The following is an 11,083-nucleotide window of genomic DNA, read 5'->3' on the forward strand; positions in this document are numbered from 1 at the left end:
TGCGGCACGCGTCCCGGTGAGCACGTGCGCCCTACCCTGGGCACCGGGACTAACTGCTGCGGACGTGGTCGGCGGCAACCTCATCCTCTACACCGACGCCGCATCACAGGGCTTCGCCCAGGCGCCGGGCGTCTCCGCCGAACCCACCCTCAAGACCTACGCGCGCGCCTACGGCTAAGAAGACCAGCCGATCCCAGAATCGACCGGGCCAGTTGCGGACCGGCCGGCCATTGCATCGAAACGCCCACGGCGACATGGTCACGCCGTGGGCGTAAGCCGGCATCGGCAGTGCCACCAAGACCGGCCCGCTGGGCAGGGACTACGCAGAAGTGAAAGCGGCAGTTCCTGCCACCCCCAAGTGGCAAAACCCTTGCCCTATAAGGGAAAATTGTCGCCGCAAGACCGCCGATGGCCTGACATAACTGATCAGTGGCCACACCGTGCCCGTACCAGAGCCGTCCGCGAAATGGCTCTAAAACGGTGTTTCCGCAGGTCAGAGGCTTGTTCTTGGTGGAGGTGGCGGGAATCGAACCCGCGTCCTTCGGCACCGTGACAGGGCTTCTCCGGGCGCATCCTGTGATTAGTTGTCGCCTCACACCGGTGTCACAGGCAGTCCGGTGATCGGCCAGCTGCTGTTTGCTTTCCCGTCAGTCCCCGCAGCCGAGCCCGACGGTTGAGCCTCCTTGATGATGCCGGGTCCTAGGGCGGAGGCGCACCTAGGCCGACAGCTTCGCTACCTGTCAGGCAGCGAGAGCGAATGCGTTGTTTTGCTTCGCATTTATCATTTGATGCACACTTGATGACGGAGCTAGCGCATCGTCTCCGGCCCGCTTCCCCTGTCTCGACCAACCGAAGTCGAGACCATTCACCCCCTATGGAGTTGTACGCCGGTCAGCCTACCCGCAGGCGGGCGTCCGACGCATCCGTGTAACGACCATCAGGGGGCCGGGATTCCCAGCAGACGCGCGCCGTTGTCGTGGCACACGGCCCGCAGCCAGTCATCCCCCAGGTCCAGCCGCACGAGCGACTCCAGCTGATGGGCATACGGATGCGGGATGTTCGGGAAGTCCGAGCCCAGGACGACGCGCGACTGCAGGTCGACCAGCCGCGACAGCAACGAGCGCGGGTAGGGCGACCCCGCCTCGGTGAAGTCGGTGAACGTCATCGTGGTGTCCAGATGCACCCCGTCGTACGCCGCAGCGAGGTCGAGGAACTCGGCGTACTCCGGCATCCCCATGTGAGCGACGACGGCGACGAGCCGCGGAAAGTCCGCGAGGACTGCACCGAACGGGCCCGGTCCGGTGAACTCCCCCGGCGCCGGGCCGCTACCGACGTGGGCAACCACCGGGACCTGTGCGTCGGCGAGCAGGCCCCACACCGGGCGCAGCAGCGGATCGCGCGGGTCGTAACGCCCCACCTGCACGTGCGCCTTGAAGACTCGAGCCCCTGCCGACAGTGCGTCGGCGACGTAGCGCTGCGCCGACGGCTCGGGGAAGAACGTCGCGGTCGGTACGCACTCGGGCACCCGCGCCGCGAACTCCAGCGACCAGCCGTTCAGCCACTCGGCCATGCCCGGCTTGTGCGGGTAGCACAACGCGGTCCACGCACGCAGTCCGAGAGCGCGAAGCCGGTCGATCCGCTCGTCCTCGTCGTAGCGGTAGGTGATCGGCCACGACCGGCCGAGCAGCGCTCCGCCGGCGTCGAAATATGCCCACACCTTGTCGAGCACGTTGTGCGGCATGAAGTGCACGTGGACGTCGACCAGCCCGGGGATTCCCAACGCGGCAACGAGATCAGGCACCGCGCCGTCATCGAGCGGAGCCCTCACAGTGCGGCCAGGAACTTCGCTGCGATCGGCGCGGCCACCGATCCCCCGACCCCGCCGCCCTCGACCAGCACGGCGAAGGCCAGGTCACCGCGGTAGCCGATGAACCACGCATGGGTCTTCGGCGGGTCGTCGGTGCCGAACTCCGCCGTTCCCGTCTTGCCCGCGGTCCCCGACGGCAGCCCTGCGGACGACGCCGTGCCGGAGGTCACGACGCGCGTCATCAGGTCACGCAGGACCGACACCTTCGCAGCGTCCAGCGGCTTCGCCGGCGACGCGGTCGTCGAGGCCGCCGGCCCGGCAGCCGAACCCGACGCCGACCCGGACGCCGACCCGGACGGCGAACCTCCCGCGGAAGACGACGAGGTCACCAGCTCCGGCGCATGCCAGCTGCCCGACTGGACCGCCGCCGCGACCAGCGCCATGTCCAGCGGGCTGACCAGCACTCGCCCCTGACCGATCGCCTCTGCCGCCTGCTCGACGGCGTCCCCGGGCGTGGGGACAGAGCCGGTGTAGGCCGCAAGCGGCAGCTGCCACGATCCGCCGAGCCCGAAAGCGCCCGCGGCGTCGGGCAGATCGCGCGAGTGCAACCGCTTCGACAGGCCGATGAACGCCGTGTTGCAGGAGATCGCGAAGTCCTGCGCAAACGGAATCGCGCCCGGCGCCTCGCCCTCGAAGTTGGTGAACGCCTTGCCGTCGACCACGACCCGCGGCGGGCACTCCACCGGCGTCTGCGGCGTCACCCCGTCGCCGAGCAGCGCATAGGTCGTCACGACCTTGAACGTCGACCCCGGCGGATAGCGGCCGGTGAAGGCCCGGTTGTCGGCCGAGTCGGCAGGCCGGTTGGCCACCGCCAGGATCGCGCCGTCGGAGGGGCGGATCGCGACCAGAGCGGCCGGCAGCGTGACACTGTCGAGCGCCCGCTCGGCGGCCTGCTGCACCGCCCGATCGAGCGTCGTGGACACGGGCCGGCCCGGCACCGCGGCGAACCGCTTCAACGTCGAGACGGTCGCCCCACTGCGATCGACGATCGTCACCGCGCCGCCGGCTCGCCCGGCGAGCTGCTGCTGGAACGCCTGCTGCAGCCCGCCGATGCCGAGGTCGTCGCCGACGGCGTACGCCGGACCCGCTGCCCTGAGCACGTCGGCGGTGGCCTCACCCACGCGGCCGAGGACGGCACGGGCGAAGCCGGCGGTCGGCGCCAGCTCCGCCGTGCCGGTCTGGAACACCAGCCCAGGCAAGTCGTGGATGGCCGACCGGACCTTGTCGTAGTCGTTGCGCCGCAAGGTGATGACCGGCACGAACGCGTCGGGCTTGGCAGCCGACACCGCCTGGCGGATGCGCGCGGGGTCGACGTGCAGCTGCGCCTGCAGCACGGTGAGGCTGCCCGCGGGATCGGTGAACCCGCGCGGTTCGATGCCGATGTCGACGATCGGCGTGGGCGTGAACAGGGGCTGGCCCGACCCGTCGAGGATCGACGCGCGCGGCGGCAGCGAACGGGTCATCGCCAGCGAACGACCCGCCCCGAGCCCGGGATGGATGTCGGTGTCGTTCCAGTCGACCCGCCATTGCCCGCCGACCTTGCGCAGGAGCAGGCGTCCGCCGTAGGTCCAGTCGCCGAGCCCGCGCAACGTGAGAGTCGCCGAGAACCGGACCGGCACGTCGCCGTCCTTCTGCGCGGAACCGGCGGCACCGACCCGGGTGGACACCCGGCTCACGTGCAACGACTGCGCCACTGACTGCAACGCTTCACGCGCCGCCTGCGGGCGGGTCGTCTGGGCCGAGGCCGCTTGAAGATCTCCCCGAGCCCACGCCGAGAGGTACGCCTTCGCGGTCGGCGTGGGCGAGGACCCGGACGAGCAGCCGACCAGCCCACCGCCGAGCAAGACCGCAGCGAGAGCACCGGCGGCGACCTGCTTGATCGAGTTCCCGCGCTCCGTTGAGCAAACGGCGTGCCGCATGGAAGAAGGGATCTCGATCCTGAAGCGGCGACCGAAACGGCGGACTCCCATCACGCGGTCTGATCCTTCACACGCACGCCCATCACGCGGTCTGACCGTTCGCACCCAGGCCCATCACTCGGTGCGGCCCTTCGCCCGCCGACCCATCGCCCGCGACATCTCGCGCCCTGCCTGCCGCTCGGCCAGCGCCTGCCGCTTGTCGTAGCTCTTGCGGCCGCGGGCCAACGCGATCTCGACCTTGACCTTGCCGTCCTTGAAGTACAGCGCGAGCGGCACGAGCGTGAGGCCGCTCTCCTTCGTCTTGCCGATGAGTCGGGCGATCTCGCTGCGGTGCAGCAAGAGCTTGCGCGGTCGCCGCGGCGCATGGTTGGTCCAGGTGCCCTGGGTGTACTCCGGGATGTGCGCGCCCTCGAGCCACACCTCGCCGTCCTTGATCCGCCCGTATGCGTCGGTCAGGTTCGCCCGCCCCAACCGCAGCGACTTCACCTCGGTGCCGGTCAGCACCACACCCGCTTCGTAGGTGTCCTCGATCGCGTAGTCGTGGCGGGCGCGGCGGTTCTGCGCGACCATCTTCCGGCCGCTCTCCTTCGGCATCGGCTCAGCCTCGCCCCGCACTGCCCGCGTCGGCGAGCATCCCCGAGAGCACCTCGACGGCGCGCTGCTCGGCGACGTCGGATGACGAACCGGGCCGCACCGCCACGTCGGGCTCGACCCCGACGCCGTCGAGCGAACGGCCCGACGGAGTGAGGTAGCTACCGACCGTCAGCTCGAGCGCCGACCCGTCCGACAGCGTCGCGGGCTCCTGCACCGACCCCTTACCGAACGTGCGCGACCCGACGATGACCGCCCGGCCACGGTCCTGCAGGGCCGCGGCGACGACCTCGGCGGCGCTGGCGGTGCCGCCGTCGACGAGTACGACGAGAGGCGTTGACGTGTCACCGTTGGCCAGGGCGTCGAGCGGCTGGGGCTGCTGGTCGCGACGCACGAACGTCACCACCCGCCCGCCGTCGAGGAACGCCGATGCGGTTTCCACGGCCTCGTCGAGCAGGCCACCGGGGTTGCCGCGCAGGTCGAGCACGATGCCGTGCACCTGGCCGTCGGCGGCGCTGACCTGGTCGCGCACCCAGCGTCCGACGCCACGCGTGAACGCGGTGATCCGCAGCCGCAACACCCCGGCAGCAAGCTGGTCGGCGCTCACGTCGTCGGAGGCCAGCGTGGCCCGGCGCAGAGTGCGGCTGACCCGCGTGCCCTCGCGGCGCCAGGTGACGGTGACGTTGGTGCCGGCGTCGCCGCGCAACGCACTGACGACATCGGCGACCGATCGGCCCGACACCGGCTGCCCGGACACCGAGACCAGGTCGTCACCGACCTGCAGGCCGGCTGCAGCCGCCGGAGAACCGGGCTGCACGCTGAAGACGACGAGGCGCCCGGTGGAGTCGCGGCGTACCCACAGGCCCACGCCGGCATAACGGCCGTCGAGCATGTCCTGGAAGCGGTCGAAGTCGGCCGGGGTGTAGTAGGCCGACCAGCGGTCGTCAAGCGCGTGCAGCATTCCCTCGACCGCGGCCCGCTCGAGCTCGGACTTGCTCACGGGGTGCGCGGCGTCCTTCGCGATCGTGTTGGCTGCCTCGCTCAGGACGTCGTCGGGCCGGTCCGCCGGACCGTGCTGCCAGCGGCCGAAGGCGTAGCCCGCGCCGAACACCGCCGCCAGCGCCACCACCACCGTGGTGAGCCGCAGCGAGCGGTGGGACCAGGCGTGCAGCACCTGATCAGGATAGGCGGGCGGCCCGATCCCCGCCGGTGCTTGATCAGGGGCCGGACCCCGCGCCCGCCGCTAGACCCGCAGGTGGCGGCGCAGGGTGAGGAACGACGCGACCGCGGCGAGTGCGACCCCGACGAGCAGGAGCACCGGCACCATCTGCCACACGGCGTCCCAGCCGATGAACGACGTGAAGCGGAACGCCGGCCGCAGCGAACGGTCGATCAGCAGCGCCTTCAGCGCCACCACCGCCCCGGTCGCGAAGACGCCGCCCACCAACCCCGCGACCGCGCCCTCGAGGATGAACGGCAGCTGGATGTAGAAGTCCGAGGCCCCGACGAGCCGCATGATGCCGGTCTCCCGTCGACGGCTGAACGCCGCGACGCGGATCGCGTTGTAGATCAGCAGGACGGTGGCGACGAGGAGGATGCCGGCGGCGACGTAGGCCGCGACCTGCAGGCCGTGCAGCAGGCGGAAGAACTTCTTGAGTACGGCGGAGTCGTCGGTGACCTGCAGGACGCCGGGCTGGCCCTGCATGGCGCTGGCCACGATGTCGTACTTGCGCGGGTCCTTGAGCTTGACCCGGAACGACTCGGGCAGCGCGTCGGGCGAGGTGTTCTTGACCAGGTCTGGCGAGTCACGGAAGTCGTGCTTGAAGTGCTGGTAGGCCTCTTGCTTCGACTCGTAGAAGACGTGCTGCACGTCGGGCAGCGCGACCAGCGTCTGGTTGATCGACTTGCGCTGCGCGTCGGTGACGTTGTCGGTGAGGAAGACCGAGACCTGGATCTTGTCGAACCAGTAGCTCTTCATCTCGTTGACCTGCTGGCGGATCAGCCAGGCGGTGCCCAGCAGCGCCAGTGAGATCGCCACCGTGATGATCACCGCGACCGACATGGTGAGGTTGCGGCGGAGGCCGATCCGGATCTCGGACAGGACGAACTGCACGCGCATGCTTATCCCTGGTGGTATGGGTCTTCTTCAGGTCTTCGGCACTCAGCGGGAATAGCCGTAGACCCCCCGGCTCTGGTCGCGGACCAGGTGGCCACCGTCGAGCTCGACCACCCGGCGGCGCATGGAGTCGACGATCGCCGCATCGTGGGTGGCCATGACCACGGTCGTGCCGGTGCGGTTGATGCGGTCGAGCAGCTTCATGATGCCGACGCTGGTCGTGGGGTCCAGATTGCCGGTCGGTTCGTCGGCGAGCAAGATCATCGGCCGGTTGACGAACGCGCGGGCGATCGCGACCCGCTGCTGCTCACCGCCGGAGAGCTCGTCGGGCATCCGGTCGTTCTTGCCGGTGAGCCCGACCAGGTCGAGGACCTCCGGCACGACCTTCTCGACGGTGTGCCGCGGCTTGCCGATCACCTCGAGCGCGAAGGCGATGTTCTGCGAGACGGTCTTGTTGGGCAGCAGGCGGAAGTCTTGGAAGACGGTGCCGATCTGGCGCCGCAGCGCCGGCACCTTCCAGTGCGAGAGACGGTTGAGATCCTTACCGGCGACGTGGATCGTGCCGCGGGTCGGCCGCTCCTCCCGGAGGATCAGCCGCAGGAACGTCGACTTGCCGGAGCCCGACTGGCCCACCAGGAAGACGAACTCGCCGCGCTCGAACTCGAGGGTTATCCCCTCGAGGGCGGGCTTGCTGCTCGCCGGGTAGACCTTGGTGACCGCGTCGAACCGGATCATGGGGCGCCAGTCTACCGGCGCCCGGTTCCCGCCGCGGCCATGGCAAAACCTGATCAATCGGTCGACGACGGACCCGACGCTTTCCCGAACGGCGCTCCAGTGGGACACTTGAGGCGCCGACACACGTTGGGTCGGAGATTGAAGTGGGCACCACCGAGGGTGAGGAGCCCACGGCCGAGGAGGCGACGAGATGTCCTGTGAGCACCTGGTCTGTGCCAGCTGCGCCGGGCCGGTCGTCGAGGGGCGCTGCGCCGTCTGCCGTGCGTCCCGCGACCACGTGCACTCCTCCGCGTTGATCACGCTGACCCCGCAGATGATCGCCTTCATCGTCGCGGCGCTCGCCGTCATCGCGGCGCTCGGCTACCACCTGCGCTGATCGTCGTTCCTGTACGCCGAGAGGCCCTGCTCCCCCCTTCGGAGCAGGGCCTCTCGCCTATCCCCCGTCGGATCCTGAGCTTCCTACGCCGTACGCCGGCGACTGCCGACGACCAGCAGCCACGCCCCCGCCATTACCGAGGCGAGACCGACGCCGACCAGTACGCCGGTGGGCGCGCCCGTGAAGGGCAGCGTCGCCGGGGCGACTCCCGGGCGGCTCTCGTGCAGGGCCAGGACCTGGACCGGTACGCCGCTGGTGCTGGTGCCGCTCGCCGGCGGGTCGCCGGCGGAGCCACTCGTCGGGTCGCCCGGAGTGCTGGTGCGCCCGACGGTCGGCGTGCCGGCCGGTGCACCCGGCGTACCGCCGCCGCCGCTCCCGCCCGTGCCACCCGTGCCGTCCGTGCCACCCGTGGTGCCGGTCGTCCCCGTGCCACCCGTGCCGCCGGGGCCGCCACCGACGTGACCAGTTGTGCCGCCGTTCGTGCCGCCGTTCGTGCCACCGCCGTTCGTGCCACCGCCGTTCGTGCCACCGTTGCCGCCGTTGCCGTTGCCGTTACCGGCTCCGTTGCCGTTGCCGGCTCCGTTGCCACTGCCGCTGGTGCCGGTGACGGTCGTCGACACGGGGTCGGAGGTCACCGGGCCCGCCTTGTCGGAGTTCACCGTGCCGGTGTTGGTCAGCGTCCGCGGAATCGGGTTCCCACCGTTGTCACGGTCGAGCGCGTCGACGTGCACCGTGAACTGCACGGCCGTTGTGTCGCCAGACAGCATCTGCCCGATGTGCCAGTGCACGGCGCCCTGGATGAGGCGGCAGCTGATGCCGCCGGTGCAGCTCGAGTACGTCGTGCCGGCCGGGACCGCGTCCGTCACCGCGACGCCGTTCTGGGCCGCCTGGCCGCCGGTCGTGACCTGGAGCGTGTAGGTGAGGTCAGTGTTCTCCGGGACGGAAGCCGGCCCCGAGTCCACGATCTTCAGGCTGGAGATCTGGACGCCGCCGCCCTGACCACCACCGCCGCCGGTCCCACCGGCACCGCCGGCGCCGCCGTTACCGCCGTTGCCCTGGTCACCACCCTGACCGCCGACGCCGCCGTTGCCGCCGGCGCCCCCGACACCGCCGTTCCCGCCGTTGCCCTGGTCGCCACCCTGACCACCGTTACCGCCGTTGCCCTGGTCGCCACCCTGACCGCCGTTACCGCCGTTGCCCTGGTCGCCACCCTGACCGCCGTTACCACCGTCGCCGCCGGAGCCACCATTGCCGCCGTTCCCGTCAACGCCACCGTTGCCACCGGCCCCGCCGTTCCCGCCAGCACCACCGGAACCGCCATCTCCGCCCGTCGTCGCGCCACCGCTGCCACCCGATTGCGGCGAGGAGTCCGCGCAAGGACCGGTGACCGTAATGGTCTTTGACTTGGCCGTCTGGCCATCACCGTCAACAGCGACCTTCACCGTCACATGCCAAGGGGCCGCAGAGGCTGCGGACGAGAAATCGGGAGCCGCGTTGATCTCACCGCTCGCTCCCGAGAAATCTGACGACGACAGAGTCACCGGCAGGTTTTCATCAACAGGCGCGCTGGGCGCCTGCAAAGTGACAGAAACCTGAACGTCCCGATGTTCGGTCGTGTCAAACCCCGAGAAGTCGATCGGGATAGGACAAGCAGTCGACGGATCGTTGGCCGGGCCGTCCGAGCCGATCTTGATCGTCCCGTTGGAGCCACTCGCAGACGCGAAGGCCGGGGCTCCCACGAGGATGCCGCCGGTGGAAATGAGGGCCAACGCAGCGGCCGCGGTCGATATGCGGCGGGTGCTGATGTGGCGTACAGGCATGTCCGGCTCCAAAGACTTCGTCTTCGGGGCCGGTTTCACCACTAGCTCCCCGCGGCTTCCCGCTGATGCGGAAGGTGACCAGGACGGCCGCGGATCTCAGCTCCCCACACACGGTATGTATCCGTGTGTTCACTGAGAGTGACTTATCCGGCGCGGTGCGCCAACACCTCGTGTGGCGGTTTGTCCTGGTTCTGAAGGCCGGTGAATCAACTCTGACCGATCGGCCGAGGCCGTTCGCGCCACGTCGTACGCCGTTAGGAGCAGCAGGCACGCCGAAGCCCCGCCTCCCGTGGGCTGGGAGGCGGGGCTGGGCGCTACGGCCGGTTAGGCCTTGCGGCGACGGCTCGCCATCAGCAAGCCGGCACCGAGCATCAGCAGCAGCCCGCCGGCGCCGAGCTGGAGGCTCGTCGGCGCGCCGGTGAACGGCAACTTCTGCGGCTCGACCGCGGGTGGCGGGGTCACGACCGGCGGCTTGACGGTCTTCTCACCGAGGACCGCGATCACATCGGTCTTGACTTCGTTCGACGGCAGCACACCGGTGTGGTCCGACTTGATGTTGCCGACGTTGGTGATCGTCGTCGCGGGGATGCTTCCGTCGGCCTGCGCGGCCGGCGTGTCGATCGTGACCTGGAACTGCAGCCCGCGGGCGGCGCCTGCGGCCATGGATCCGAGCGTCCACGTCACGGTCTTCGTCGCCGCGTCGTACGACGTGGTGCACTCGCTGCTCGTTGCCGGCTCGAGGCACTTCGCGGAACCCGCGACGTACGTCGTGCCGGTCGGCACCACGTCAGTAACGGTGACGCCCGTCTGGTTGAGCGTTCCGGTCGCGACCGCGTTCAGCCCGTAGGTGAGCGTGCTCCCGTACTGCGCGCCGCTCGTCGGGCTGACGGTCTTGACCAGCGTCAGGTCACCGGTGGCGACCCGGTGTGTGGTCGACGACTGCTGGTTGCCCAGCGTGGCGACGTTGACCAGGTCGGTGCCCTTCGGCGTGTCCTGGTCGACCGTGGCCGCGAAGGTCACGGCCTTGGTCGTGTCCGCCGCGACGGTGCCCAGCGCCCACGTGATCGTGTGGGCGTTGCTGTCGAGCACCCCGTTGTCGGAGATCGTCGACGAGTTGACCGTCAGGTGCTGCGGCAGCGTGTCGACCACGGTCACGCCAGGTGCGTCGGCATTGCCGGAGTTCTTGACAGTCACCGTGTAGTTGATCGTCTGACCCGGCTGGACCACCGAGCCGGACACCGGGATGGCCGTCTTCGCCAGGCTCAGGACAACGATCCCCGGGTTGGACGGCGGGGGAGGCGGCGGCGGAGCGGGCGTCCCTGGAACGGTCGTTGTCGCGTCGTCACTCACCGACGGCGTCGAGTCTGAACTGCCGTTCGCGACGTTGGTCACCGTTTCCCCGGAGACAGAACCATCAGAGTTCGCCGCGCGCTGGTTGATCGTCACCTGGAACTGCAGATCATTCCTACTCGTGTTGGCGGGGATGGTAGCGAGCGTCCAGGTCACCTCGTTGGTGTTCGAGTCGTACGCCGCGGTGCAGCCGGTGCTGCACGTCGCCGAATTGGCTACGTAGGTCGTGCCGCTCGGCACCACATCTGTGACGACGACGTTCGCCTGGTTACGGGTGCCAGTGGCGCCAGCAGTGACGGTGTAGGTCAA

Annotated in this window: 9 protein-coding genes and 1 other RNA gene; 1 reads left to right on the forward strand and 9 read right to left on the reverse strand. The window is 69.6% G+C overall.

The window, feature by feature from the left end; genetic code table 11:
• Window positions 1-508: 508 nt before the first annotated feature.
• From ssrA to ftsE, 7 genes are all read right to left on the reverse strand, one after another.
• Window positions 509-873, reverse strand: a transfer-messenger RNA (tmRNA) gene (gene ssrA / locus VFJ21_05205).
• A gap of 64 nt (window positions 874-937) precedes the next feature.
• The gene (locus VFJ21_05210) at window positions 938-1,801 is read right to left on the reverse strand and encodes an amidohydrolase family protein (GenBank protein HET7406521.1); all 864 of its coding nucleotides are present in this window, start codon (window positions 1,799-1,801) and stop codon (window positions 938-940) included.
• Between the two features lie 23 nt (window positions 1,802-1,824).
• Window positions 1,825-3,837: a penicillin-binding transpeptidase domain-containing protein gene (locus VFJ21_05215; protein ID HET7406522.1), complete on the reverse strand. Its 2,013-nt coding sequence runs from the start codon at window positions 3,835-3,837 to the stop codon at window positions 1,825-1,827.
• A gap of 63 nt (window positions 3,838-3,900) precedes the next feature.
• On the reverse strand, window positions 3,901-4,380 hold the full coding sequence (gene smpB, locus VFJ21_05220; GenBank protein HET7406523.1) for an SsrA-binding protein SmpB: 480 nt from the start codon (window positions 4,378-4,380) through the stop codon (window positions 3,901-3,903).
• A 4-nt stretch (window positions 4,381-4,384) separates the two neighbouring features.
• Window positions 4,385-5,551 carry a S41 family peptidase gene (locus VFJ21_05225; protein ID HET7406524.1) on the reverse strand — a complete coding sequence of 389 codons (1,167 nt, stop codon included), beginning with the start codon at window positions 5,549-5,551 and terminating at the stop codon, window positions 4,385-4,387.
• A 69-nt stretch (window positions 5,552-5,620) separates the two neighbouring features.
• Entirely contained in the window at window positions 5,621-6,496 is an 876-nt protein-coding gene (gene ftsX / locus VFJ21_05230) for a permease-like cell division protein FtsX (protein ID HET7406525.1), read from the reverse strand.
• Between the two features lie 42 nt (window positions 6,497-6,538).
• Window positions 6,539-7,228 (reverse strand): cell division ATP-binding protein FtsE, encoded by a 690-nt coding sequence (gene ftsE, locus VFJ21_05235; GenBank protein HET7406526.1) that lies wholly within the window; start codon window positions 7,226-7,228, stop codon window positions 6,539-6,541.
• Between the two features lie 190 nt (window positions 7,229-7,418).
• Between ftsE and VFJ21_05240 the strand changes: the two genes are divergently transcribed.
• Window positions 7,419-7,604: a hypothetical protein gene (locus VFJ21_05240; protein ID HET7406527.1), complete on the forward strand. Its 186-nt coding sequence runs from the start codon at window positions 7,419-7,421 to the stop codon at window positions 7,602-7,604.
• Window positions 7,605-7,687: 83 nt separating this feature from the next.
• Here VFJ21_05240 and VFJ21_05245 read toward each other — a convergent pair whose 3' ends face one another.
• Entirely contained in the window at window positions 7,688-9,424 is a 1,737-nt protein-coding gene (locus tag VFJ21_05245) for a hypothetical protein (protein ID HET7406528.1), read from the reverse strand.
• Between the two features lie 324 nt (window positions 9,425-9,748).
• Window positions 9,749-11,083, reverse strand: a 1,335-nt coding sequence (locus VFJ21_05250) for a hypothetical protein (GenBank protein ID HET7406529.1), incomplete at its 5' end; no start/stop codon positions are given.

Source organism: Mycobacteriales bacterium, from assembly GCA_035690485.1.
Lineage (GTDB): Bacteria > Actinomycetota > Actinomycetes > JAFAQI01 > DASSKL01 > DASSKL01.

Bases quoted from the DNA above. Each gene is read 5' to 3' on its own strand.
- VFJ21_05215 (HET7406522.1), bottom strand. From the start codon at position 3,837: ATGGGAGTCCGCCGTTTCGGTCGCCGCTTCAGGATCGAGATCCCTTCT.
- smpB (HET7406523.1), bottom strand. From the start codon at position 4,380: ATGCCGAAGGAGAGCGGCCGGAAGATGGTCGCGCAGAACCGCCGCGCC.
- ftsX (HET7406525.1), bottom strand. From the start codon at position 6,496: ATGCGCGTGCAGTTCGTCCTGTCCGAGATCCGGATCGGCCTCCGCCGC.
- ftsE (HET7406526.1), bottom strand. From the start codon at position 7,228: ATGATCCGGTTCGACGCGGTCACCAAGGTCTACCCGGCGAGCAGCAAG.
- VFJ21_05240 (HET7406527.1), top strand. From the start codon at position 7,419: ATGTCCTGTGAGCACCTGGTCTGTGCCAGCTGCGCCGGGCCGGTCGTC.
- VFJ21_05245 (HET7406528.1), bottom strand. From the start codon at position 9,424: ATGCCTGTACGCCACATCAGCACCCGCCGCATATCGACCGCGGCCGCT.